At 67.5% G+C, this 23,619-nt stretch carries 22 protein-coding genes and 1 tRNA gene; 8 read left to right on the top strand and 15 right to left on the bottom strand.

The genetic code is table 11. The annotated features are described in order from the left end of the window. Window positions 1-22: 22 nt before the first annotated feature. From JW364_RS00475 to JW364_RS00495, 5 genes are all read right to left on the bottom strand, one after another. The gene (locus tag JW364_RS00475; protein WP_205333291.1) at window positions 23-2,656 is read right to left on the bottom strand and encodes a dipeptide ABC transporter ATP-binding protein; all 2,634 of its coding nucleotides are present in this window, start codon (window positions 2,654-2,656) and stop codon (window positions 23-25) included. Then, on the bottom strand, window positions 2,653-3,618 hold the full coding sequence (locus tag JW364_RS00480) for an ABC transporter permease (RefSeq protein ID WP_205333290.1): 966 nt from the start codon (window positions 3,616-3,618) through the stop codon (window positions 2,653-2,655). The genes JW364_RS00475 and JW364_RS00480 overlap by 4 nt, the downstream gene beginning before the upstream one ends. 1 nt (window position 3,619) lies before the next feature. Next, the gene (locus tag JW364_RS00485; RefSeq protein WP_205333289.1) at window positions 3,620-5,230 is read right to left on the bottom strand and encodes an ABC transporter substrate-binding protein; all 1,611 of its coding nucleotides are present in this window, start codon (window positions 5,228-5,230) and stop codon (window positions 3,620-3,622) included. Between the two features lie 166 nt (window positions 5,231-5,396). Beyond that, a complete protein-coding gene (locus tag JW364_RS00490) occupies window positions 5,397-6,275 on the bottom strand; it encodes a TIGR03619 family F420-dependent LLM class oxidoreductase (RefSeq protein WP_068972004.1) in 879 nt (292 codons plus the stop codon). A gap of 132 nt (window positions 6,276-6,407) precedes the next feature. Next, window positions 6,408-6,881 carry a helix-turn-helix domain-containing protein gene (locus JW364_RS00495; RefSeq protein ID WP_065631230.1) on the bottom strand — a complete coding sequence of 158 codons (474 nt, stop codon included), beginning with the start codon at window positions 6,879-6,881 and terminating at the stop codon, window positions 6,408-6,410. A gap of 54 nt (window positions 6,882-6,935) precedes the next feature. Here JW364_RS00495 and JW364_RS00500 point away from each other — a divergent pair, with 54 nt between their 5' ends. Further along, on the top strand, window positions 6,936-7,763 hold the full coding sequence (locus tag JW364_RS00500; RefSeq protein WP_205333329.1) for an acyl-CoA thioesterase II: 828 nt from the start codon (window positions 6,936-6,938) through the stop codon (window positions 7,761-7,763). Further along, on the top strand, window positions 7,748-9,175 hold the full coding sequence (locus JW364_RS00505; protein WP_205333288.1) for a DHA2 family efflux MFS transporter permease subunit: 1,428 nt from the start codon (window positions 7,748-7,750) through the stop codon (window positions 9,173-9,175). The genes JW364_RS00500 and JW364_RS00505 overlap by 16 nt, the downstream gene beginning before the upstream one ends. A 173-nt stretch (window positions 9,176-9,348) precedes the next feature. On the opposite strand, the gene JW364_RS00510 is transcribed toward JW364_RS00505, so the two are convergent. The 4 genes from JW364_RS00510 to JW364_RS00525 form a co-directional block, all read right to left on the bottom strand. After that, window positions 9,349-10,269 carry a glycosyltransferase gene (locus JW364_RS00510; protein ID WP_205333287.1) on the bottom strand — a complete coding sequence of 307 codons (921 nt, stop codon included), beginning with the start codon at window positions 10,267-10,269 and terminating at the stop codon, window positions 9,349-9,351. Further along, window positions 10,266-11,105: an ABC transporter ATP-binding protein gene (locus tag JW364_RS00515; RefSeq protein ID WP_068971148.1), complete on the bottom strand. Its 840-nt coding sequence runs from the start codon at window positions 11,103-11,105 to the stop codon at window positions 10,266-10,268. Before JW364_RS00515 ends, JW364_RS00510 begins: the two co-directional genes overlap by 4 nt. 11 nt (window positions 11,106-11,116) lie before the next feature. After that, window positions 11,117-11,980 (bottom strand): ABC transporter permease, encoded by an 864-nt coding sequence (locus JW364_RS00520; protein WP_065631226.1) that lies wholly within the window; start codon window positions 11,978-11,980, stop codon window positions 11,117-11,119. A gap of 85 nt (window positions 11,981-12,065) precedes the next feature. After that, the gene (locus JW364_RS00525) at window positions 12,066-12,626 is read right to left on the bottom strand and encodes a bacterial proteasome activator family protein (protein WP_068971149.1); all 561 of its coding nucleotides are present in this window, start codon (window positions 12,624-12,626) and stop codon (window positions 12,066-12,068) included. 60 nt (window positions 12,627-12,686) lie between these two features. Here JW364_RS00525 and JW364_RS00530 point away from each other — a divergent pair, with 60 nt between their 5' ends. Beyond that, window positions 12,687-13,883: a cysteine desulfurase-like protein gene (locus tag JW364_RS00530; protein ID WP_205333286.1), complete on the top strand. Its 1,197-nt coding sequence runs from the start codon at window positions 12,687-12,689 to the stop codon at window positions 13,881-13,883. A gap of 145 nt (window positions 13,884-14,028) precedes the next feature. After that, window positions 14,029-14,451 (top strand): MarR family winged helix-turn-helix transcriptional regulator, encoded by a 423-nt coding sequence (locus tag JW364_RS00535; protein WP_159369850.1) that lies wholly within the window; start codon window positions 14,029-14,031, stop codon window positions 14,449-14,451. A gap of 7 nt (window positions 14,452-14,458) precedes the next feature. On the opposite strand, the gene JW364_RS00540 is transcribed toward JW364_RS00535, so the two are convergent. After that, complete coding sequence (locus JW364_RS00540) at window positions 14,459-15,430, bottom strand: NAD(P)H-quinone oxidoreductase (protein WP_205333285.1); 972 nt, start codon at window positions 15,428-15,430, stop codon at window positions 14,459-14,461. A gap of 77 nt (window positions 15,431-15,507) precedes the next feature. Here JW364_RS00540 and JW364_RS00545 point away from each other — a divergent pair. Both JW364_RS00545 and JW364_RS00550 read left to right on the top strand, forming a co-directional pair. Continuing rightward, window positions 15,508-15,595: transfer RNA gene (locus tag JW364_RS00545), tRNA-Ser, on the top strand. Window positions 15,596-15,684: 89 nt separating this feature from the next. After that, a complete protein-coding gene (locus JW364_RS00550) occupies window positions 15,685-16,557 on the top strand; it encodes an exodeoxyribonuclease III (protein WP_205333284.1) in 873 nt (290 codons plus the stop codon). Window positions 16,558-16,774: 217 nt separating this feature from the next. Here the strand turns inward: JW364_RS00550 and JW364_RS00555 are convergent, their stop codons facing one another. Next, entirely contained in the window at window positions 16,775-17,590 is an 816-nt protein-coding gene (locus tag JW364_RS00555) for a class I SAM-dependent methyltransferase (RefSeq protein ID WP_205333283.1), read from the bottom strand. Window positions 17,591-17,882: 292 nt separating this feature from the next. On the opposite strand from JW364_RS00555, the gene JW364_RS00560 reads away from it, so the two are divergent. Then, on the top strand, window positions 17,883-18,557 hold the full coding sequence (locus JW364_RS00560; RefSeq protein ID WP_205333282.1) for a helix-turn-helix domain-containing protein: 675 nt from the start codon (window positions 17,883-17,885) through the stop codon (window positions 18,555-18,557). Between the two features lie 13 nt (window positions 18,558-18,570). On the opposite strand, the gene JW364_RS00565 is transcribed toward JW364_RS00560, so the two are convergent. From JW364_RS00565 to JW364_RS00575, 3 genes are all read right to left on the bottom strand, one after another. Continuing rightward, window positions 18,571-19,371, bottom strand: a complete 801-nt coding sequence (locus JW364_RS00565) for an ABC transporter permease subunit (protein WP_205333281.1) — start codon at window positions 19,369-19,371, stop codon at window positions 18,571-18,573. Beyond that, window positions 19,368-20,339 (bottom strand): ABC transporter ATP-binding protein, encoded by a 972-nt coding sequence (locus JW364_RS00570; protein ID WP_205333280.1) that lies wholly within the window; start codon window positions 20,337-20,339, stop codon window positions 19,368-19,370. The genes JW364_RS00565 and JW364_RS00570 overlap by 4 nt, the downstream gene beginning before the upstream one ends. Window positions 20,340-20,472: 133 nt before the next feature. Then, window positions 20,473-21,564 (bottom strand): magnesium transporter CorA family protein, encoded by a 1,092-nt coding sequence (locus JW364_RS00575; protein WP_205333279.1) that lies wholly within the window; start codon window positions 21,562-21,564, stop codon window positions 20,473-20,475. Window positions 21,565-21,716: 152 nt separating this feature from the next. On the opposite strand from JW364_RS00575, the gene JW364_RS00580 reads away from it, so the two are divergent. Further along, the gene (locus JW364_RS00580; RefSeq protein WP_205333278.1) at window positions 21,717-22,964 is read left to right on the top strand and encodes a hypothetical protein; all 1,248 of its coding nucleotides are present in this window, start codon (window positions 21,717-21,719) and stop codon (window positions 22,962-22,964) included. Here the strand turns inward: JW364_RS00580 and JW364_RS00585 are convergent. Next, window positions 22,938-23,447, bottom strand: a complete 510-nt coding sequence (locus JW364_RS00585; RefSeq protein WP_205333277.1) for a thioesterase family protein — start codon at window positions 23,445-23,447, stop codon at window positions 22,938-22,940. The two genes, JW364_RS00580 and JW364_RS00585, sit on opposite strands and share 27 nt — an antisense overlap. Between the last annotated feature and the right edge of the window lie 172 nt (window positions 23,448-23,619).

Genomic DNA, 23,619 nt, shown 5'->3' on the forward strand with positions numbered 1-23,619 from the left:
GTTGCAACGCACAGTCGACGGGTCAGGCCCGCTGCGGGACCTCCGGCGGGATGGCCGCGAGCAACGCGCGGGTGTAGTCGGTCGCGGGGTCGTGGAGGATGGTCGACGCCGGTCCACTCTCCACGACCTTCCCGTCCTGCATCACCGCGACGGTGTCGCTGATCTGCTCGACGACGGCCAGGTCGTGCGCGATGAACAGATAGGTCAGCCCCTTCTGACGCTGGAGCTCGGCGAGCAGGTCGAGGACGCTGGCTTGCACCGACACGTCGAGCGATGCCGTCGATTCGTCCAGGATCAGGACCTCCGGGTCGGACGCCAGCGCGCGGGCGATGCTCACCCGCTGCCGCTGGCCGCCGGACATCTCGTGCGGATAGCGGTCGAGGTATGACGCGTCGAGGCTGACGTCGGCGAGCAACTCTTCGGCACGACTCCGCGTGCCGTCCCGGCCGTCGGTGAGGCCGTGCGTCCGCAGTGGTTCGGCGATCGACGCCGCCACCGTCATCCGCGGATCGAGCGAGGCGGCCGGGTCCTGGAACACCATGGCGACGCGGCGTCGGAGCAGGGCTTCGTCGGCACCGCGTGCCCCGATGGCCTCGACCCGCCGGCCGTCGAGGGTGACGGTCACGCTGCCTCGCACCGTCGTGCCCTGGGCGGACGTGATGAGGCCGGTGATGACGCCGGCCACGGTCGACTTCCCCGACCCCGATTCGCCGACGATCCCGAGCGTCCGGCCACGAGCGACCTGCAGGTCCACCCCGTCGGCGGCGTGCACCACCCGGCGCCCCGACGGGCCGCGGACCACATAGTCGACGCCCAACCCGGTGACACTCAGGAGAGGCTCGTCGTCGACCCGCTTCTGAAGGGGCGACGCGCCACCACGTTCGGTGACCTTGCTCAGCAGCGGGCGTGAGTCGAGCAGCGTGCGACTGTACTCGTCCTGCGGGTCGTCGAACAGCGTTGTGACGTCATTGCTCTCGACGATCCGGCCGGATCGAAGCACCATCACCCGGTCGGCGATCCGCCCGATGACGCCGAGGTCGTGGCTGATCCACACCACCGCCATACCGCGCTCGCGCTGGAGTTTCGCGACGAGGTCGATGATCTGTGCCTGCGTGGTCACGTCGAGTGCGGTGGTGGCCTCGTCGGCGATGAGGAGTTCCGGATCGCAGGCCAATGCGATCGCGATCATGACGCGCTGCCGTTGGCCGCCGGACAACTGATGCGGGTATGCGCGCAAACGGCTTTCGGGGTCGGGCAGGTTCACGTCGCGCAGCAGCGCCAGGGCCCGTTCGCGCGCCTCGCCCCGCGAGAGGCCGAGATGCCGGCGCGGGCCCTCGGTCAGTTGTTGTTCGACGGTGAGCAGGGGATTGAGGCTCGACGACGGGTCCTGGAAGACGAATCCGACGCGCGAACCGTGGAGGGCCCGGAGTTTTGCCGGTGTCGCGCCGACGATTTCGGTGTCGCCGAGGCGGGCCGACCCGCGGACGTACGCGCTGGGCGCGTCGAAGAGCCCGGTCGCCGACAACACGCTCAGTGACTTGCCCGATCCGCTCTCCCCGACGAGACCGAGCGTCTCACCCGGCGCGACCGAGAAACTGATGCCGTGCACGATCTCTCGCGGACCGACACCGACGACGAGGTCGTCCACGCGCAGCACCGATCCGTCGGAGTCGACGTGTTTCGAGGTCGACGGTGTGGTCACCGTCGGCGACTTGCGTTCGTACCCGCGGTTGCGCAGCAGCGTGCGCTGGCGCGGGTCGAGCACATCGCGTACGCCGTCGCCGACGAGGTTGAATGCGAAGACCGTCACGAGGATCGCCAGACCGGGGAACACACCCATCCACCAGGCGGTGGTGATGAACCCCTGTGCGTCGAAGAGCATCCGGCCCCACGACGGGTCCGGCGGCTGGACGCCCAGACCGAGGAACGACAGCGCCGCCTCCGACAGGATCGCGAACGCGAGGGAGATGGAGGTCTGGACGATGACCGGACCCGAGATGTTCGGCAGCACATGCCGCAGGAGGATGGCGGGTGTTCGTACGCCCATGGTTCGTGACGCCTGGACGTACTGGGTCTGCCGTACCCGCAGGGTGTCGGCGCGCGCCACCCGGGCGAAGATCGGGATATACACCACGCCGATAGCGATCATCGCCGAGGTGACGCCCGGACCCAGGATGGCCACGATGGCCAGCGCCAGCAGCAGCACCGGGAACGAGAACACCACGTCGACGATCCGCATGAGCGCGGTGTCGAGGACCCCGCCGGCGAAACCGGCGACCATACCGAGGATCACGCCGACGGTGAGGGAGATCGCCACTGCGATGACCGCCACGCGCATGCTCACCGACGCGGCGAGCACCACCCGGGAGAAGACGTCGCGACCCAGGTCGTCGGTCCCGAAGAGATGGGACCAACTGGGTGCCTGCAGCGCATTCGGGACGTCGATCTCGTTGGCGCCGTATGGAGCGATGAGCGGACCGAACACCGCGCACACGAGGACGACTGCGATGATGATCAGCCCGATCACCGAGGTGCGGTTGCGTAGCAGCAATCGCCAGGCCGAATCGGTCGACGTTCCGCTGTTGAGCTCGGTGCCGGCCGGTTCGTCGTCGACTCCGGTACCGGGCTCCGGCGGGTCGGGTGAGGTGAGGGTCATGACAGTCGAATCCTGGGATCGATGACGGCGTAGAGGATGTCGACGACGAGGTTGACGACCAGGAAGATCACCGCGATGAGCAGGATCGCACCCTGTAGGACCGGGTAGTCGCGCGCGGCGACCGAGTCGTAGACCAGCAGACCCAGTCCGGGCCAGGCGAACACGACCTCCACGACGATGACACCACCGAGCAGACCTGCGAACTGGATACCGGAGATGGTCAGCACGGGTACGAGCGCGTTGCGTCCGACGTGATCGAGGAGAACACGCTTGGTGCTCAGCCCTTTTGATTCGGCCGTCGTCACGAACGGTGCGTTCACCACGTCGAGCACCGACGAGCGCACGTAGCGCGTCATGATCGCCCCGGTCACCACCCCGACCGTGATCGCCGGCAGCACGAGGTGTTCGAGCCAACCGAGTGGGTCGTCGGCGAAGGGTTGGTACCCGGCCGATGGTAACCAGCCGAGCGCGGTGGAGAAGAGACCGATCAGCAGGATGCCCATCCAGAAGTCGGGCACGGAGATCCCGAACTGGCTCACCACGCGAATGACGTTGTCGGCCAGCCGACCTTCCCGCAGCGCGGCCCAGAAACCGAGTGGCACGGCGATGAGCAACGCGACGACGATCGCCGCGGTCGCGAGTGTGATGGTGGCGGGAAGCCGATCGAAGAGCATCGTCGTGACCGGTTCGCTGTTGCGGAAGCTGACACCGAGGTCACCGGTGAAGGCACTGCCGACATAGTTCACCAGCTGTGATGCCAGCGGCTGGTCGAGTCCGGAGGCGCTGCGCAGCGCCTCATACGATTCCGGGGTGTAGCGGGTGCCGAGCGCGATGCGGACGGGATCACCGGGCACGACCTGCATCAGGAAGAACACCGCGACGATCACGCCGAGCAGGACCGCGACGGTGTAGAGCAGCCGCACGATGATGAAGCGCACCAGCGGTGAGTGCAACGCGGTCATCTCAGCTCCTCTCCAGCCGGGCATCGCGGAATCGGATGGCCTTGTCGGGTCGGACGACATATCCCCGGAGCTGCGTCACAAAAGCCTGGGTCGACGACGGGTTGTAGAGGTAGAGGTAGCTCACGTCGTCGGCGATGATGCTCGCGGCCTCGGCGTAGATCCGCTTGCGGGCCTCGACGTCGAGTTCGGTTCGACCCCGGTCCAACAAGGCGTCGACCTCGGGGTTCGAGTACTTCTGCGAGTTCGACGTGCCCTCGGAATGGTGTTGGGCGTAGTAGAAGTCGTCTGGGTCGATGTTGCCCAGCCAACCGAGCAGCAGGGCGTCGAAGTCGCCGGCGGCCTGGCGATCGAGCCACGCGCCGAAGTCGAGTTGTTCGATCCGCACGTCGATCCCGACGTCGGCGAGGTTCGACGCGATCACCTGCGCCGCCGTCACCGTCTCGGGATACTCGGTGGTCACCATCAGGCGCATGTCGAGTCCGCGGATGCCGGCCTGCCGGAGCAGGTCTCTGGCCTTCGCGACGGCGGCGTCGCGGTCGAGTCCGGCGGTATAGCGGTCGTAGGGTGCGAACCAGGGACTGGTCGCGGGGATCGCGAGCTCGTTGGGCGTCGCGGTCCCGTACCCGACGACCTGCGCGATCGAGTCCCGGTCGATCGCATACGCGACCGCCTGGCGGACCCGGGTGTCGTCGAACGGCGGGGCGTCGAAGTTCATCGTGACGTACCAGTAGTCGTTGGCGACCACGGTCCCGACATCGAGTGCGTCGTCGCGGCGCAGGATGCTGAGCTGCTGGGCGGGAATGGCGTCGGTCCAATCGATCTCACCCGACCGTAGTGCGGACACCGCGGTCGTTCCCTGTGAGATGAAGCTGTAGCGCACGCCGTCGACGGCGGGCGCCCCACCCCAGTAGTCGGGATTCGACGCCAACACGATGGATGCGCCCGGCGACCGGGAGACGAACGAGAACGGCCCGGTGCCGATCGGCCTGGTCGTGATCTCACCGGATTCGACGTTGCGGCGGTTGACGATGGCCAACCCCTTGAATCCGCCGATGCTCGTCAGCAGATTGGGGGTCGGCGCGCTGACGGTGAACCGGACCCGACGGTCGTCGAGGGCGGTGATCGACGCGATGGTCTCGAGTTTGTATGCGTTGGACAGTTCTTCGTCGATGATCCGACGGAAGGAGTATTCGACATCGGCTGCGGTCAGCGGGTCGCCGTTGTGGAACGTGACCCCGTCGCGCAGCGTGAACGTCCATTGCAGGCCGTCGGGGCTGACCTCCCAGCTCTCGGCCAGTGCGGGCCGCATCTGCAGCTGTTCGTCGGGTTCGACGAGGGTGTCGAAGACGTTCTCGAGTACTTCGAAGGTGAAGTAGGAACTGGACTTCTGCGGGTCGAGCTGGTCGGGTTCACCGGCGATGGCGGCCTTGATGGTGTTGACGGTGTCCGACGACCCGCCACCGCATGCGGCCAGCACGGACGTGCCCAGCAAGGCGGTTCCGGCGACACCGGCGACGCGAAGGAACCCGCGGCGATCGAGAACGTCGGGTCTGCGCGGCGGAAGCTGCTCGCGCACAGATGAATACACCGACCCGCTCGGCGAATCGGTCATCACTGTCCTCCCGCCCGGCGAGTGTTCGCCTCGGAGTCTCACCGCACGTCGGCCGCGCCACGGCATGCGTGAGGCGCCCTGCTGTGCAGTGTGCCCCAGCGGTACAGGTGGTGCAACCGTGCCATACCCCAGGGCAGGGCGGAGAATACCGGGAGAGGCAGGACGATCAGCCGTTGACCTTGGCGATCACGTTGTCGGCGTACCAGTTCAGATGGTCGATCTTGGTCTGCAGCGGCTCGGTGTCGTCGCCCATGACATACGGCAGCCGGAAACCGACGATCACGTCGGTGATCCCCTTGTCTTCCAGCCGCTTACATCCGTCGACGGTGTAGGCGTCCATGGAGATCACGTGGATCTCGAACGGATCGTTGGTCTTTCCCTCGGCCTTGCGGATCTCGTTGATCCGGTCCAGCAGAGTCTCGAGCTCCTCGGGCGGACCGCCACCGTGCATCCAGCCGTCACCGCGGATGACCGCACGACGCAGCGCGGCGTCGGCGTGGCCGCCCACGAGTAGCGGGATCGGTTCGGTGGGCGCGGGCGTCATCTTGATCTTGGGGATGTCGTAGAACTCGCCGTGGAACTCGAAGTACTCGCCGGTGGTCAGGCCGCGAATGATGTCCATGCACTCGTCCATCCGCTTGCCGCGGCGCTTGAAGTCGACGCCCATGAAGTCGTAGTCCTCGGGCCACGGACTCGTGCCGACGCCCATCGCGAAGCGGTTGTTCGTCAGGTACGCCACCGAGCTGGCCTGCTTGGCGACCAGCGCGGGCGGGCGGACCGGCAGCTTCACCACGAAGGGTGTGAAACGGATGGTCGAGGTGACCGCGCCGAGCGCCGCGGCCTGGATGAACGTCTCGATGAACGCCTTGCCGTCGAGGAACTCGCGATTGCCGTCGGGGGTGTACGGATACTTCGCGTCCGATTCCTCCGGATAGGCCAGCGAGTCGGGAATGGTGAAGCCGGCGTACCCCGCGGCTTCGGCGGCCTGCGCGAGCGGCGCGTAGTACGACGGATCGGTCATGGCCTCGGCATACGTGAACCGCATCATGCTCCTCGGGACGGCGGTGAAACTCCGTCCACAGTAGAACACGTTCTAGTTATTCGACATGGACTTCGTCATCGTCGCAGGTCTCCAGCGCGCAGGGGGATGGCAATTGTTGGCTGTGTCGGCCCAGGGTCAGCGAAGCCCCGCGAGGGGATTGTCCGTAGTCGCGCCGGGGCCCGGGTGTACCCGTAGTTCGCCGGTGCCGATTCGCTCGCCGCATGCCGAGCATGTCGGCTCGACCGTCATCGTCTGACCGCAGGAGTGTGTCGACACCACTGGTGCGCCGTCCTCGGCGGTCCACCGGTCACCCCACTGACGTAACGCGGCCAGAACCGTCCAGAGGTCCCGGCCCTTCTCGGTGAGGCGGTAGTCGTAGCGCACCGGGTTGTCCTGGTACGGCTCCTTCGCCAGGATCTCGTGTTCGACGAGGGTGTCCAGTCGCTGGGTCAACACGTTGCGCGCGATGCCGAGCCGCGACGAGAACTCGTCGAATCGCGTCACGCCGAACATCGCGTCCCGGACGATCAGCAGCGTCCACCATTCGCCGACGATCTCCAACGTTTGGGCGATCGAGCAGTTCATCTCGGCGAATGAGGCGCGGCGCATAGGATCGAGAGTAGTGGGTTGCGTGACGCAACTCAACCTGCTTGCATGAGTTGCGTGAAGCAACTCAGCAGGCAAGAAGCCGTTGATGACGGATTGTTGGACAGTTTCGAAGCAAGCCCGACCGGAGACGGTCGATGGTCGGCGACCATCGGCCCCTCCTGGTGGGGATGGTCGGGCCCGCACGGTGGTGCCATCGCGGCGCTGGCCGTCCGGGTCGGCGCCGACGCGGCGCCTGGTACGTCGGTGCGCGCTCTCGATCTGCGATTCGTCGGCAAGCCCGACGGCGGGGAGTTGCTCCTGACGCCGACGGTCCGGGAGGTCGGTCGGCACACGAGGGTCGTCGACGTCACGGTCACCCAGGCGGGTGTCGACATCGCGTCGGCATCAGTCACGACCGGGCGGGTCGGGGAATCGGCACCCACCGATGTCATCGACCGGGTCGCGGGCGTTCCCGGCCCGGAAGGGCTCGACCCCTTCATGGTTCCGCCGGAGATCGTGCCGATGGGCGCGCAGCTCGATGTGCGACCGGTCGACGGTCCGCTCGCGCTCACCGGAGCCGACGAGGCCTGGATGCGGGCATGGATCACCACCCGAACCCCGATGGCCGTCGACGCCGGTTACCTGGCCCTGCTGGCGGATTGCCTACCGCCCGCCGTCTTCCCGATTCTGACCGCGCCGCTTGCACTTCCGACGGTGGCATTCTCCATGCATGTGACGGCGCCGCTGGACGACGCCACTCCGGCGCCGATTCTCGTCCATACGCGTAACACCTCGACGTCCGGCGGCTGGTCGGTCGACGACACCACGCTGCGCGACCGCGGCGGCCGGCTCCTCGCCTCCGCGCGCCAGAGTCGCCGGGTTCTCGGATGGCCGGTCCGATGACGGTCACTCGAAGCGGCCCGGCGACGCCGGCGCCGACTGTCGCGCGGCCCGGCCTCGTCCTGCTCATCCTGTCTGGGGCGGCGTTCATGGCCAGCCTCGACGTCTTCATCGTCAACGTCGCCTTCGACGACATCGGCGCCGACTTCACCGGCGCGACCCTGTCCCAGATGTCCTGGATCCTCAACGCGTACGCCATCCTGTATGCGGCGCTCCTTGTTCCGGCGGGCCGGATCGTCGATCGGTACGGCCGCAAGGGCGGCTTCCTACTCGGTCTCGCGATATTCACCGCGGCGAGTGCCGCATGTGCCGCGGCGCAGGGCGTCTGGTGGCTGGTGGCATTCCGCGCACTGCAGGCACTGGGCGCGGCGATTCTGACCCCGGCGAGTCTGGGTCTGGTCGTGGCGACGTTGCCGCCGGAACGTCGGGCCCGGTCGGTGCGCATCTGGGCGGCCACCGGCGCCCTGGCCGCGGCCTTCGGACCGGCCGTCGGCGGACTCCTCGTCGAGGCGTCGTGGCGCTGGGTGTTCCTGGTCAACGTGCCCGTCGGCGTGGCGGCGATCGTCGCCGGGGCGATCGTACTGTCCCGCCCCCAAAACGTCTCGGCCAGTGGCTTTCCCGACGCGTTGGGCGCGCTTCTCCTGGTCGTCTCGGTGGGGGCCTTGACACTCGGTCTGGTCCAGGGGAGTGAGTGGGGTTGGACGGACGCGCGGATCACCGGTGCGTGGATCGTCGCCGGGGCAGGGCTCGTCGGCTTCGTCCTCAGTTCGGCGCGTCATCCCGAACCGGTGATCTCGCCTGCACTGCTGCGGATCCGGGCCTTCTCGGTCGCGAACGTGACGATGCTGCTGTTCTCCATCCCGTTCGCCGGCGCACTTCTCGCGAACATCCTGTGGTTGCAGCAGGTCTGGGGCTTCTCGCCGATCGTGACGGGTCTCGCGGTGTCAACCGGACCGCTGATGGTCCCGATCTTCGCGGCCGTGTCGCATCGCCTCAGTGCGCGGGTCCCGGTGGGGCGACTCGTCGCCTTCGGTTGTGTGCTCTTCGGTCTCGGGTCGGCCCTCATCGCCCTGTCGGTCGACGCCACACCGGATTTCGCCACCGAGTTCCTGCCGGGCTGGCTGATCGGCGGTGTCGGAGTGGGCTTCGCGTTGCCGTCGATCCTCTCCTCGGCGACCGCCGACCTCCCCGCAGATCAGGCCGCCACCGGAAGCGCGGTGGTCAACATGAGTCGTCAGATCGGCATGTCGCTGGGTGTCAGCTTGCTGGTCGCGATCATCGGCACCTCGGCGGTGTACGCCGATGTGCACAACTCGTTCCTGACCGCCTGGTGGGTACTCGCGGGAATCGCTGCGCTGGGCGCGATCTCGGCGTTGGGGATGACCCCGCGAGCGGTGCTGAATTCCGCTGCCTGAGGTGTGAGGACCCATTGCTCCCTGAGGTGTGAGGAGCGCAAGCCGCCGGGCCGAGCAAGCGACGAAGGAGCGCGTCGAGGTCGACGAGCCTCGAAGGGCATGGTGACGTGCCTTGTGAAACCCTTCGTGGCTCGCTTCGCTCGCAGCTCAGGGAGCAGTGAAGGATCAACACCTCAGGGCCGCGTGAACCGCTCTCGGCGACCGAGGCCGCGAAGACGCACCCACTCGGCGAAGCCCTTCGGATCACGTTGCTGCACAAGGAAGAACCAGCCGAACCGGGCGTACTCCTGGGGCAGCAGCCTGCGGAGTCCGGGCTGGCTCATCAGGTAGCCGCGGTTGCGGTAGGTGAAGAACCGCTTGGTGTCGTTGTCGGGGTACTGGGTGTGCATGCGACCGCCCAGGATCGGTCGGAATTCCGCCGAGCCGTCGGGGTGGAGGTATCCCGCGCGCAGGCAGGTGCCGAACCGCACGCCCGAGCGGACCAGCCGACGGTGCACCTCCACCTCGTCGCCGCGGAAGAACAGCCGCAGGTCCGGCACGCCCACCTGTTCGAGGCACCGTGCAGAGAACAGAGCGCCGTTGAACAGCGACGCGATGCCGGGCAGCAGATCGTCGTCCTGGGTCTCACCGTCGGCAAAGAGTTCCGACCGCTTCCGTCGCCACACGAGTCCGCGTCGCAGCGGGAAGGCGAGGGTGTCCGGGTCGTCGAGGTTGGCGACCACCGGTGACACCTCGTCGAGGTCGTGCCGTGCGGCGCAGTCGAGCAGCGTCGAGAGGACCGCCGGACCGTCGGGTCGGCCGTCGTCGTCGGCGCACCAGACCCAGTCGGCGCCGAGGGCGAGCGCATGCAGCATGCCCAGCGCGAATCCGCCGGCACCGCCGAGGTTTCGTCTCGACCCGAGGTAGGTCGTCGGAACGGGCTGCGCCGCAACGAGTTCGGCGACTTCTGGTTCGTCGGCGTTGTCGACGACGATCAGATGGTCGACGGGCCGGTCCTGGCCAGAGACCACGGCCAGCGACTCGGCGAGCAGCTCCACGCGACGGTGCGTGACCACGACCGCGATGACCTTCGGAGCGACGGCGCCGTCGGTCACTCCGGGGTCCCCTTCTTGTCCGCCTTCTCCAGGTCGGCGATCACCCTGCGGACGTGTGCCGCGGCATCGGGGCCCTCGTAGGCCTCGACGACCTCTTCGATGCCGCCTTCCATGCGGACCTGTCCGTGGTCGATCCACAGGGCGCGGTCGCACAGCTGGGCCAGGAACTCATTGGAATGGCTGGCGAACACCAGGATTCCCGACCGCTCGACGAGCGCCTGGAGCCGACCCCGCGCCTTGCGCATGAAGTCGGCGTCGACGGCACCGATGCCCTCGTCGAGGATGAGGATCTCCGGGTCGATGGAGGTCACCACGCCGAGTGCGATGCGCACCCGCATACCGGTGGAGTAGGTGCGCAGCGGCATCTGCAGGTAGTCGCCGAGCTCGGTGAACTCCGCGATGTCGTCGATCTTCTTGAGCATCTCCTTGCGCGTCATGCCCAGGAACATGCCGCGGATGATGATGTTCTCGTAGCCGGAGATCTCGGGGTCCATGCCGACGCCGAGGTCGAAGACGGGGGCGACCCGGCCGTGCACCCGGCAGGCGCCGCGCGTGGGTTCGTAGATGCCCGACAGCAGACGAAGCAGCGTCGACTTGCCGGCGCCGTTGTGGCCGACCAGCCCGATCCGGTCGCCGTGCTTGAGGTGCAGGTTGATGTCCTTGAGTGCCTCGACGACGACCACGTTCGACTCGGTGGAGCCGATGACGCCGCCGGCCGCGCCGATGACCGACTTCTTGAGCGACCGGGTCTTGGCGTCGAAGATCGGGAAGTCCACACACGCGTCCCACGTGTCCACGCGGACGCGGTTGTCTCCGAGATCGTTGTTCCTGGCCATCGAATCCGTCCCTACACCCAGTACGCCACGCGGGCCCGGTAGTTGCGCAACACCAGCATGGCCAGCACCCAGCCCACGGCGGTGCAGCCCAGGACGACGGCCCAGTGGTAGAACTCGACCGGCTCGCCCAGCAGCGGTCCGCGCGCTATTTCCAGATAATGGAACATCGGGTTCAGCTCGACGAGCTTCAACCTCGACGACGCCTCGCCGGTCGCGTTCCCGAGGCTCTGCGTCGTCCAGATGATCGGCGTCATGAAGAAGACCAGCTGCACCGCGGTGGTGAGGAGCTGGCCGATGTCGCGGAATCGGGTCGACAGGATGCCGAACACGATCGTCACCCAGATCGAATTGACCACATACAGCGCGAGGGCCGGGACGATCAGCGTGACGGTCCAGTTGAGCGGCGGCGGGAAGATCAGGAACAGGATGACGATGATGACGACGTTGTGCGCGAAGATGATCAACGCGCGCCACACCACGCGGTAGACGTGCACGCTCACGGGAGCCGGAAGCTGTTTGATCAGGCCCTCGTTCTTCGAGAACACCTCGGATCCCTCGAGGATCGAGCTCGAGATGAAGTTCCAGAAGATGAAGCCAAGCGCGACGTATGGCAGGAACACCCTGATGTCCATGCCGAAGAGCTCGCCATAGAGCAGACCCATCGCGATCGCGGTCACACCGGTCGCGATCACGATCCACAGCGGTCCCAGGACCGAACGTCGGTAGCGCTGCTTGATGTCCTGCCAGCCGAGGTGGAACCACAGTTCGCGGCTCGCGAAACCGTCGCGGAGGTCCTTGACCGCGCGCGCGAAGCTGCGCGAATCAGAGCCCTGGGGACGCGCGGGGATCGCGTCGTCGTCTACTACCGCTGACACGAGGAGTCAGCGTACCCCTCGGCCCATCCGCTGCCCGCTGCCGGTTGAGCGGGTGACCCTCAGCCGGTTGAGCCGGTGTGGCGACCTAGAGGTACTGCCCCGTGCTGTGGCCGGGTCCGCCGGCGCCGCCGGGGGTGGGCATGCCGGGCGGAAGCGCGCCCTGACGCATCTGTTCGAGCTGGGCGCGGGCGGCCATCTGCTGGGCGAACAGTGCGGTCTGGATGCCGTGGAAGAGTCCCTCGAGCCAGCCCACGAGCTGGGCTTGGGCGATGCGGAGCTCGGCGTCCGACGGGGTGCCCTCGTCGGAGAAGGGGAGCGCGAGACGTTCGAGTTCTTCGCGCAGCTCGGGCGCGAGCCCCTCTTCGAGTTCACGCACCGACGATTGGTGGATCTCACGCAGGCGATTGCGCGACGCGTCGTCGAGAGGAGCCGCACGCACCTCTTCGAGCAGCTGCTTGATCATCGTGCCGATGCGCATGACCTTGGCGGGTTGCTCGACCATGTCGGCGACGCTGGTCGATTCCGACGACTCGCCGTCCGTCTGCCCATCCGTGCCCGCGCCGACGACGATCACGTTGTCGGAGTCGCCGGCCGAGCCGAACGGTCCTGAGGTGGGGCCGGGTCCTGGAGTGCCTTCGATAGCCATGCGTCCCATTGTGCCCGGACACCGCGAAACGGCAGATGGCCGACGTCTATCCTCGTGCCCATGGCTTTCGACGTCGCCTACGTGCGTGGATTGATTCCATCGCTCGGCGACGGCTGGATCCACCTCGACCCGCAGGCGGGGATGCAGATCCCCGATTCGGTCGCGACCGCTGTGACCACCAGTTTCCGCTCTCTGTCCGCCGCCCCGGGCGGGGTCTACCCGTCGGCTCGCACGAGCGCGGAGGTGGTCGACGGTGCCCGGCGCGCGATCGCCGATCTCGTCGGCGGAGACGCCGCGGGTGTGGTGCTCGGACCGTCGCGGTACGTGCTGCTGGCCGGTCTGGCGGAGGCCCTCGCGCCGCATGCGTGGCTGCGGGGTGACGTCGTCGTCACGCGTCAGGATGACGAGCCGAACATCGTGCCGTGGCTGCGCGCGGCGGATCGTTACGGCGGCCGGGTTCGCTGGGCCGAGGTCGACGTCGAGACCGGCGGACTACCGGCCTGGCAGTTCGGCGATCTCGTCACGCCCGATACGGAGGTCGTCGCGGTGACCCTCGCGTCGTCCACGACCGGGGCCGTCACCGACATCAGCGAGATCGCGCCGCTGGTCCGCGAAGCCGGCGCGCTTCTGGTCGTCGACGCCACCAACGCGGCGCCGTACATCAGCCTGGACATCCACGACCTGGGTGCCGACGTCCTCGTCGTCTCGGCCGAGCGGTGGGGTGGTCCGCGCATGGCGGCCATGGCCTTCCGCGAACCCCACCTGATCGACCGGCTGAAGCTGATGTCGATGGACCCGTCCGCGCGCGGGCCCGCCCGGCTCGAACCCGAACCGCATCAGGGCGCGATGCTCGCCGGATTGGTCGCTTCGGTGGAACACCTCGCCGGACTCGACGAGGCCGGGATCGGCAAGCGTCGGCGGCGTCTCGTCACGTCGATGGACGGTGTCTACGAGTATCTGCAGCGCCTCAACTATTACCTGGTCACGACGCTGTCCCAGCTCAACCATGTGAACCTCGTGGGGACCGAGGAGAACCGGATACCGCTGGCGAGCTTCACCGTGGAGTCGGTGGGTGCCGACAAGGTCGTCCGGCGCCTGGCCGACAACGGTGTCTGCGCACTCGCCGACCTTCCCAACCGTGCCCTGGCTCGGATGGGCGCACCCGACTTCGGCGGTGCTGTCACGGTCGGGTTGGCCCCGTACTCGACCCCGTACGAGGTCGATCACCTGGTGCGAACGCTGGGTTCATTGGCCTGAAGTGCCCGGCAACCCTTCCGAAATTCACTATGGTGTTGTTTGGGTTAACGACAATGTATGTTGTCATGCTGTGTCGGCAAAAACGATTGATGGTCCAGAAAAGGGCCCGCCCCGGTCGCTCACCGCTGCGGAGGCCGAGAGCTGGATGAACCTCGTCGACGGCGGCTGGGCGCTCTTCGCCCGCGTCAACGACGAGTTCGCGAAACGCGGTCTATCCGTATCCGATCTGCGCATTCTCGAAGCGGTCTGTACCAACCGGCAGTTGAGCGTCAGCGAGGTCGCCGACGCCGTGCACATGCGGGTCAGCACGGTGTCGCGCATGATCGGCCGACTCAGTGACGACGGCAACATCCACCGGTTCGAGTCGAAGGCCGACGGCAGACACCGACTCGTGCGTCTGACCGATCACGGTCGGCGCACCCTCGCCCTCCATGTGAACGCCCGAGATCAGGTGATCCGGCAGTTCGTCGTCGACGCGATGACCCCGGAGGAGTTCACCGCCCTGGGCGTCGCGTTCCGCAAGATCCGCGAGGCCGTCGACGCCGCGGAGCCCGCGGCCTCCGACTGAGCCACTCTCAGCCCGCGACGCTCAGCAGTACCTTCCCGACCACGTCACCGCTGTTGAGATGGTCGTGCGCGGCGCCGGCGTCGGCGAGCGGGAACACGCGATCGACGACGGGTACGACCGTCCCGGCTTCGATCAGCGGCCAGGTCCGGGTCAGGGTCGACGCCACGACCTCGGCCTTGCCGCCGGGACCGTGCACGGGCCGGGCGCGCAGCGTCGTACCCATCACCGACAACCGCTTGGCCAGTAGATGTCCGAGGTTGATCTCGGTCGTGGTGCCGCCCTGCATGCCGATGATCACGAGGCGTCCATCAGTGCGCAGTGCTTTCAGGTTCGACTTCAGATACTTCGCGCCGATGATGTCGAGGATGACGTCGGCGCCGCCGGCGTCCTGGAGGATCTCGGCGAAGTCCTGGCTCGAGTAGTCGATGAGGATGTCGGCGCCGAACTCGCGGCAGCGCTCGAGCTTGTCCTGCGTGCGGGCGGTCACCGCGACGCGAGCGCCCATCGCGTGGGCGATCTGGGTGGCGTGGGTGCCGATGCCGCTGGACCCGCCGTGGATCAGCAGGAGCTCGCCGGTGGTCAGATGCGCGGTGTCGAAGATGTTCGACGACACGGTGCACGCCACCTCGGGCAGCGCCGCCGCGGACACCAGGTCGACGCCCTTGGGAACCGCCAGGAGCTGCTCGGCCGGGACCGCCACCTTCTCGGCGTAACCGCCGCCGGCGAGCAGCGCGCACACCTCGTCGCCCTCCGACCAGCCGCTGACCCCGTCGCCGAGGGCCGAGATCCGCCCTGAGACCTCGAGTCCGAGGGTGTCCGACGCACCGGGTGGCGGGGGATAGTTGCCCGCACGCTGCAGGATGTCGGCGCGGTTGACGCCGGCCGCGACCACATCGATCACGACTTCGCCGGACGCGGGAGTGGGGTCGGGCACATCGGACAGGGACAGGTTCTCTAATTCGACGACGATGGCTTTCACCTCTTCGATGGTGTCACAGCGCACCGCAGTGCCAGGCGAGGTCCGGTCCGGCGTTCGTGTGTAACCTTGCTCGTCAGGGAAGCGTGGCAGAGCGGCCGAATGCACTCGCCTTGAAAGCGAGCGTGGGTAAAACCACCGGGGGTTCAAATCCCTCCGCTTCCGCCAAGGGCCCTCACCTCTCACCCGGGTGGGGGCTTTTTCGTGCAATCGCCCGGCCTACCGGCCGTTGGCTCCGAGGCGTGGAAGGTAGGGACATGGGCACCGGTGAATTCACCGTTGTGTCGTTCAACGTCAACGGGATTCGCGCTGCTCGCCGTCGTGGGTTCGACGCCTGGCTCGCCGGACGGCAGCCCGATGTAATCGGTCTGCAGGAACTGCGGTGTGGCATCGACGACGTCGGAGAGTTCGACGGTTACCACGCAGCGGTCGACGTCGGCTCCATCGCGGGACGTAACGGCGTCGCGGTGCTCACCCGTAGCGAACCGGCCGCGGTGCGTACCTGGCTGACCCATCCGCCGAAGGCTCGCGGTCTGCCCGCCTTCGCTCACGAGGGTCGCTACGTCGAGGTCGACCTCGCCGATCGTCCACTGACCGTCGCCAGTCTGTATCTGCCCAAGGGTGGACTCCCGGCCGAGTTGCAGCGCCCCGGATCGATGCGCGAGGCGCCCGACGGCGGCGCCAAACACGCACGCAAACAACGCTTTCTGGCCGGGTTCACCCGTGAACTCGAGCGCAACCGGCTCGCCGCCCGCCGCGCCGGCCGGGAGTTCCTGCTCCTCGGCGACCTCAACGTGGCACACCTTGAATACGACGTCACCAACTGGCGCGCGGCCCGCAAGATGGAGGGCTTCCTGCCTGAGGAACGCGCCTGGTTCGGCGAGATCACCGGCCCGCGCCGGCTGGTGGACGTCGTACGCGCCCTGCACGGTGACCGTCCCGGACCGCTCACCTGGTGGAGCTGGGCGGGGGCGTCATTCGTCAAGGACGTCGGGTGGCGCATCGACCACCAGCTCGCCTCGCCCGCGCTTGCCCGGCGGGCGCGCTCGGTGGTGGTCGACAAGGAGGCGTCACCGGACCTTCGGCTGTCCGATCACGCCCCGCTGGTTGTCGAGTACGCCGAGCTGTGATCCGGGGCTCCCCGCGTCCCTGATCGATGGTGGTCGCCGAGTGGCTTCGACTCGGCGCCTCGCTGGCGCTCGGTGCCGGCTCAACCAGCGGTGGTTGCGGCTCGGGCAGCTGTGTTTACCGGGGTGGCTTCGACTCGGCGCCTCGCTGGCGCTCGGTGCCGGCTCAACCAGCGGTGGTTGCGGTTGCGGCTGCGGCTCAACCCGCGGTGGTTGCGGCTCACCCGACCGTCAGCACCGCGCGGAGGTACTCCCACTCCATCCGTCCGTCGGTGAGGTAGCGGTCGGCGTGCGCGGCGATGGCGGCGTCGAGTTCGTCGACGCGCGCGGGGTCGTCGCCGACGTTGCGGTACGCCATGATGGTCGGTCCGTAGTGCGCCTTGAAGAAGTCGCGGAACGCCGCGCCGTCGTCGAACTCGCTGATCGCCACGGTCTCGGTGACGAACCCGTGGTCGGTGACAGCGGAACCGAACAGCAACCGCACGTGTTCGGCGTCGCCCCAGAGCGGCCCCGGCTGCGCACCGGGCGGCGGTGGCGGGGCGTACGGCTTCATCACCGCGAACAACTCGCCGATGAATCCCGTTGGCGTCCAGTTGATCAGGCCGATCCGTCCGCCGGGACGCACGACTCGTAGGAGTTCGTCGGCGCACCTCTGGTGATTAGGCGCGAACATGACGCCCACGCACGACGTCGCGATGTCGAAGTCGTCATCGTCGAACGGGAGATCTTCGGCGTCGGCGGTTCGCCAGGTGATCGGCAGGTCGCGGTGCCGGGCTTCGCCCACGGACAGCAGTTCGGGTGTGAGGTCGCTGGCGACGACATGCCCGCCGGCTTCCGCGGCGGGTACGGCGACGTTGCCCGCGCCGGCGGCGACGTCGAGGAGTTTGTCCCCGGCGGTGATGTGCAATGCGTCGACGAGGCGTCGGCCCAGCGGGGCGATGAGGTCGGCGACGGCGGGATAGTCGCCCGACGCCCACAGCTTGCGATGGCGTGCCTTGAGCTCGGCGTCGAACGGGGTGGGGTGGGTCGTGGTCATGATGGCGGTCCCTCGAAGTCGTCGAATGGTGGTCGTCCGTGACCGGACACAACGAGCATCCGACGAACTCCGACCCGTCCTCTAGACCAACATCTGTACTGGCGGCAGTTCAGTTTCTGTACTGGTCATCAGGCGGTGACGGGTGTGTACTGGGTCGGGGCGGAGGTTTCGACACGGCGCCTCGCTTCGCTCGGGGCCGGCTCAACCAGCAAGGGGCGGCGCCTCGCTTCGCTCGGGGCCGGCTCAACCGGCAAGAGGTGGGGCCGGATCGACCAGCAGTGGGGAGGCTGCGATGACATCGTATGGACAATTCTGTCCGGTGGCCAAGGCGATGGAGTTGCTCGACGAGCGCTGGACGATTCTCATCGTCCGCGAACTGCTTTTGGGCAGTCGGCATTTCAACGAGTTGCGACGCGGGGTGCCGAAGATGTCGCCGGCTCTGCTCACCAAGCGCCTACGCAGTCTGGAACGTGCCGGGGTGATCAACCGCAGTGTTGTCGGCGGTCGTTCGGTGTACACGCTGACGGCGATGGGCGAGGAGCTCACCACGGTCGTAGAGGCATTGAGTGCGTGGGGTATCCGCTGGATCGGTGAACTGGGCGATGCCGACCTCGACCCGCATCTGCTCATGTGGGACATGCACCGCACCGTCCCGATCGACCGGTGGCCGCGTCGACGCACCATGGTGCAGTTCGTCTTTCGCGATGTCATCGGCAAGGCGAGGGCGTGGTGGCTGGTTGTCGCGGGTGGTGAGGCGCAGGTGTGCGACTTCGACCCTGGTTACGAACTCGACGCGACCGTGATGACCGATCTGCGTACTCTCACCGAGATCTGGCGGGGCGACATCGACTGGCGTGTCGCGCTCACTGCCGATCGGGTCGAGATCCACGGCCCCGCAGACGTGGTGCGGGACGTGCCGTCGTGGATCGGGCAGAGCATCTCGTCGGCGGTCCCGCGGCCGGCGTGAGGCCTGATCCGGCTCAGGCGATGTCCCGGCGGAACGTCGTGTAACGACCGATGATCGCGAACGAGGCGATGTAGGCGAGCATGACCAGTGCCCCGGCCCACTGTGGGAGCAGGTCGTCGCTGCCGCCGCCCATCGTGGCGAAGAAGCTCGAGCCGACGAGCGCATCGGCGGCCGACCCGGGCAAGAACTTCGACACCGACGACGTGACGTCGAAGGTCGCCAGTGCGATGCGTGCGATCGGTTCGACGAGTTGGGTGAAGGCCAGCAGGATGACGATCGCGGCGACCTGATTGGACACCACCGCGCCGAACGCCACGCCCATCGCCGTCCACAGCACCATCACCAGCATCGACAGCCCGATCACCTCCAGGGTGGAGCTGTCGCCGAGGAACGCGCCGTCCCCGACCGTCGCGAGGATCGGTGCCGCCGTCGCGACGACCGCCAGCGTGCCGAGGACGCCGTAGAGCAATCCCATCGGGATGCCGGTGATCAGTTTGGCCACCAACAGGATTCCGCGTCGCGGTTCGACGAGCAGGCTCGCGGTGATGGTCTTGTGCCGGAACTCCCCGGTCACCGCCAGGCTGCCGATCACGAGTGCGAACACGTAACCGATCGGGCTGGTGAGGGCGTAGATCGAGCGGGCCAGATCGGCGCCGACGAGGGTCGTGGGTTGTTGCATGGCGTTCTCGGTCGTCATCGAGAACGCCAGGGCCGCACCGATGAACCCGAGGTAGGCGACCATGGCGATGAGCAGGACCCACCACATCCGGGTGGAGGTGAACTTGCGGTACTCGGCGATCAGGGCGGCCCTCATCGGACGGCTCCCGGCGACGTCGGTGCCGCGTTCGGGCCGGGATCGGCTGACGTGCCGGAGAAATGACTGGTCGGTGCGTCCGAAGACTTCGTGAGATGCAGGAAGACCGCCTCGAGGTCGGCGCCGACGTCGGCGAGCTGGTGCAGTTCGATGCCCGCGGCGAAGGCAGCCGAGCCGACGGTGGCCGCGCTCACGCCGGGCACCCGGAAGCCGTCGTGCGTGTCTTCGAGGTGCCACCCGCGTTCGCCGGCGAGTGCGACGAACGACGCGCGCGACGGAGTTCGGACGACGACCGCGTGCTCGGCCAGCGCCTCGAAGTCGGCGAGTGTGGAGGCCCGGACCAGTTTGCCGTTGCCGATCACCACCACGTCGTCGACGGTGCTCCGCACCTCGGCGAGCACGTGGCTGGAGACCAGGACCGTTCGACCCTCGTGGGCCAGCGACCGCAGCAGCCCGCGCAGCCACACGATGCCCTGGGGGTCCAGCCCGTTGGCCGGTTCGTCGAGCAGGATGATCTGCGGATCGCCGAGCAGCGCGGTGGCCAGGCCGAGGCGCTGCCGCATGCCCATCGAATAACCGCCGACGCGGCGGTCCGCGGCCTGGGCGAGTCCGACGAAGTCGAGCACTTCCCGGCACCGCGACGTCGGGACCCCGACCTGCGGGGCGAGTGCCTTCAGGTGCCCGAGTCCGGTGCGTCCGGGGTGGAAGCTCGACGCTTCCAGCGCCGCACCGACGTGCTGGGCGGGTCGCGGGATCTCCCGGAACGGGCGGTCACCGATGAGTGCCCGGCCGGCGGTCGGTTCGACCAGGCCCAGGAGCATCCGCAGGGTCGTGGTCTTGCCCGAACCGTTCGGTCCGAGGAATCCGGTGACGCGGCCGGGGGCAACGGTGAACGACAGATCGTCGACCGCGGTCAGGCTGCCGAATCGTTTGGTGAGACCGTCGATCGTGATCGCAGGTGACTCCATCGGTGCCTTCCGTCGGTGGGCTGGCCCATACGCTATCAAACGCGCACGTGGTCAACCGCTTTCATGTCGAAACCCGCAAGTCTCCGCGAGGGTGAATCATACCCGTTGCGGGACAACACATCCGGCGACGCGGTCACAACCAGTCGCGTTTGCGGAACGACAGATAGAGGCCGACAACCACAACGATGATCAGCGTCGTGCTGGTGATGAAGCCGAGTAGTCGTTCGAAACCGGGAAACGGCACGTTCTGTCCGTAGAAACCGGTGATGGCCGTCGGCACGGCGATGATCGCGGCCCACGCGGTCAGCTTCTTCATGACGGTGTTGAGTCGCGCGTCGGCGAGGGTCAGGTTGGTCTCGAAGACGGTGGTGATCATGTCCCGCAACGATTCCGTCCACTCCGACGCCCGGAGCGCGTGGTCGTAGAGATCGGAGAAATGCGGGTCGAGCTCCGGTGGCGCGTGGTTGTCGAACCGCCGTCGTTGGATGCCGGCGATCACCTCGCGCATCGGCAGGACCACCCGTCGTAGGACGACGAGGTCCTTGCGCAGGTCGTAGGTTCGGCGCTGCAGTTCGCGGCCGGGGATGCGCTCGTCGAACAGCAGTGCCTCGAGGTCCTCGATCTCGTCGTCGAGGCGTTGCACGGCGTCGAAGTGCCCGTCGACGACGACGTCGAGCAGTCCGTGCACGAGCGCGCCGATCCCGTACTGCGTGGCCCCGCTATCCGACCATCGCCGCATGACCTCGTCGATGTCGAGCGCCGGGGTCGGTCGCACGGTGATGAGTGCATTGCGTTTGACGAAGATCGAGATGCGGTGCAGGTCGAACATCCGCGCCCGACCGTTCGCGGAGGCGCGGAAGTCGGTCGCCGCGGAGCCGTCGTCATCGTCGTCGTCCCGGTCGTCGGCCGGCGCGTCGCCGTCGTGCAGCGACACCGCGTAGACCATCACGAAGGTGTGCCCGGTGTAGGTGACGGTCTTGACCCGTTCGGCCGCCGCGACCGTGTCCTCCATCGCGAACGGGTCGAGGTCGAGTTCGGCCGCCAACCGGGACAGGGTCTCGTGGGTGGGGCATTCCAGATCCGCCCAGATCAACTTGTCCGGATTGTCGAGACAGGTGGAGATCTCCTCGAGGTCGAAGCCGTCCACCGGGTCGCCGTTCCGCCAGATCTGACCACGGATGCGTTCGACGCCGCGAGGTCCCGACACATCCGAGGGAACTGTCATGTGGCCATCGTGACACCGGCGGGGGTGTTCCGTCGGTGCGACAGGCAGGCGAGATGTCGACCACACCGGGTGGTCGTCGCCCGCGGGTAGCATCGAAATCGGTGTTTGTGGACGGGCGCGGACACCGATTCTCCAGGTAAGGCGGCGGCAGCATGGTCGACAGCAGTTCCCGCGGACATCGCTTGATGCCCGCGCGCACGAGCGAACAGATCCGCGAGTGGTGCGATCGTTCGGCGGTACCGGGCGAGCGGCGCGAACTGTCGGACACCGCGGCGCTGCTCATCGCGTCCGGATACCTCACGCCGGGTGGTCGTGCGATCGTGGTGCGCCGGATCTCCACCGGTCGACCGATGCCGTCCATGTCCGCGGGTTTCGGCGATCTGCGCCGCATGCAGCGCGCGATCGTCCAGATCGAACACCAGTTGTCGAGTCCGGTGGTGCCCGGTGTGGTTGCGGCCGTGATGCGCAACAGGCTCAACGGCCTGCAACGACGCCGCGAGGACGCACGCAAGCAGATCGTCGCCGGCAAGGGTGTGTTCGCGTCGGGGACCCGGGCGATCCGACGCGAGCGACGGGAGAACGTCTATCTCGAGATCGAGGAACGAGACCGGTTGTTCGCCGGGCTGCTGTGCACCCCGACCCCCAACGTCAACGCGTCGAGCTATGTCCGTCGCGCCGGCACCGCCGCGTTCGACCGGATCGCCGGCGTGGTGGGGCAGGTCGCCGCGAAGTCGGGCAACTCGCAGGCGGGGCAGTGGGCGGACCAGTTCCTGTCGGGCGTGCGCGAGGCACCGGGTGGTGCCTCCCAGGCCGGTGCGCCGCGTGCCGCGGCCTTCGTCGACGGCTACGAGACGCTGCTGTTCATCACCGGTCACTACTACGACCGCATCCTCGGCAACCCCGCCTGGCGCTCCGACCATTTCGAGGTCCAGCGCACCCAGGTGAACCTGCACGCCGAGGTCGCCGAGATCGCCGCCGACGTCATCGCGTTGCGGGCGGTACGCATCGACCTCGACCGGGCCAAGCGCAATGGCGGCTTCGACCGCACCTTCGCCGCGCAGATCGATCAGCGTGAGACGACACTGCGACCGGTGTGGACCGAACTCATCGACCGTGTCCAGGCGCTCGGCGAGGTCGCGCATGTCGTCGAATCCGCGGCCGTCGAGCTGCAGGTCCTCGCCGAGTACAACAAAGCGGCGACCCTGGACGACCGCATCGACGCGTTGATCGCGCGGTCGGGCGACCGGGAGATCTCCGTCGACAACGCGAAACGGCTCACCGAACAGGTCCGCAGCGGCGAAGAGCAGTTGCGCATCTATCGAGATGTGTTGCAGGGCAACATCGCGCGGATCTCGCCGGCGGTGCCGCGCGAGCTACCCGCCCGCTACGAGCCGTCGTGACCACGTGCTGAGGTAGTCCTTCTCGGTGGGGGACAGCCGCCGCAGGGTGTGCTTCTCGATGTCGACGACGGCCATCTGCGTGCTCGCGACGCATGCCGGCCGACTGGCGTCGTCGGCAACGCCGCTGCGGATCTCGTAACCGATGGTGAAGTCCACCGAACGGAAACCCTTGATCCACATCCCGATTCGCAGCGGCGAGTCGTCGTGACGCAGCTGGGCCTGGTATCGGATGTCGACGTGCACGATCATCGCGCTGGTGATCAGCGGGGCGTAGTCCTCGCCGGCGCTCAACAGCCACGCGATGCGCGCCTCCTCCATCAGCGTGACCATCCGCGCGTGGTTGATGTGTCCGAACGCGTCCATGTCCGACCAGCGCACCCCGACCTCGGCGACGAAGGCGAAGTCGTTCGGACCGAGTCCCGTGGTCGACGGTGGTTCGTGCCGCTGGGAACGCGCGTGGTGAACAGAAGGTGAAGTGGGCATCGTCGACTTTCCTCGGAGGTCCCGGTGCCCGTGAGATGCCGTGGTCACGACCTTCCACTCGGCTGAACGCCGGGTAGTCTGTGAGTCTAGATGTCCGCGTCGGGCCGATCCGGTCGGCGCGGACTCGCACGTGGTGACACGACGAGGTCCCGGGTGCACTCCGGGGGGATTG

It is taken from the genome of Gordonia sp. BP-119, from assembly GCF_016924115.1.
Lineage (GTDB): Bacteria > Actinomycetota > Actinomycetes > Mycobacteriales > Mycobacteriaceae > Gordonia > Gordonia hongkongensis.

Bases quoted from the DNA above. Each gene is read 5' to 3' on its own strand.
- JW364_RS00475 (WP_205333291.1), bottom strand. From the start codon at position 2,656: ATGACCCTCACCTCACCCGACCCGCCGGAGCCCGGTACCGGAGTCGAC.
- JW364_RS00480 (WP_205333290.1), bottom strand. From the start codon at position 3,618: ATGACCGCGTTGCACTCACCGCTGGTGCGCTTCATCATCGTGCGGCTG.
- JW364_RS00485 (WP_205333289.1), bottom strand. From the start codon at position 5,230: ATGACCGATTCGCCGAGCGGGTCGGTGTATTCATCTGTGCGCGAGCAG.
- JW364_RS00490 (WP_068972004.1), bottom strand. From the start codon at position 6,275: ATGCGGTTCACGTATGCCGAGGCCATGACCGATCCGTCGTACTACGCG.
- JW364_RS00495 (WP_065631230.1), bottom strand. From the start codon at position 6,881: ATGCGCCGCGCCTCATTCGCCGAGATGAACTGCTCGATCGCCCAAACG.
- JW364_RS00505 (WP_205333288.1), top strand. From the start codon at position 7,748: ATGGCCGGTCCGATGACGGTCACTCGAAGCGGCCCGGCGACGCCGGCG.
- JW364_RS00515 (WP_068971148.1), bottom strand. From the start codon at position 11,105: ATGGCCAGGAACAACGATCTCGGAGACAACCGCGTCCGCGTGGACACG.
- JW364_RS00525 (WP_068971149.1), bottom strand. From the start codon at position 12,626: ATGGCTATCGAAGGCACTCCAGGACCCGGCCCCACCTCAGGACCGTTC.
- JW364_RS00530 (WP_205333286.1), top strand. From the start codon at position 12,687: ATGGCTTTCGACGTCGCCTACGTGCGTGGATTGATTCCATCGCTCGGC.
- JW364_RS00535 (WP_159369850.1), top strand. From the start codon at position 14,029: ATGAACCTCGTCGACGGCGGCTGGGCGCTCTTCGCCCGCGTCAACGAC.
- JW364_RS00550 (WP_205333284.1), top strand. From the start codon at position 15,685: ATGGGCACCGGTGAATTCACCGTTGTGTCGTTCAACGTCAACGGGATT.
- JW364_RS00555 (WP_205333283.1), bottom strand. From the start codon at position 17,590: ATGACCACGACCCACCCCACCCCGTTCGACGCCGAGCTCAAGGCACGC.
- JW364_RS00560 (WP_205333282.1), top strand. From the start codon at position 17,883: ATGACATCGTATGGACAATTCTGTCCGGTGGCCAAGGCGATGGAGTTG.
- JW364_RS00565 (WP_205333281.1), bottom strand. From the start codon at position 19,371: ATGAGGGCCGCCCTGATCGCCGAGTACCGCAAGTTCACCTCCACCCGG.
- JW364_RS00570 (WP_205333280.1), bottom strand. From the start codon at position 20,339: ATGGAGTCACCTGCGATCACGATCGACGGTCTCACCAAACGATTCGGC.
- JW364_RS00575 (WP_205333279.1), bottom strand. From the start codon at position 21,564: ATGACAGTTCCCTCGGATGTGTCGGGACCTCGCGGCGTCGAACGCATC.
- JW364_RS00580 (WP_205333278.1), top strand. From the start codon at position 21,717: ATGGTCGACAGCAGTTCCCGCGGACATCGCTTGATGCCCGCGCGCACG.
- JW364_RS00585 (WP_205333277.1), bottom strand. From the start codon at position 23,447: ATGCCCACTTCACCTTCTGTTCACCACGCGCGTTCCCAGCGGCACGAA.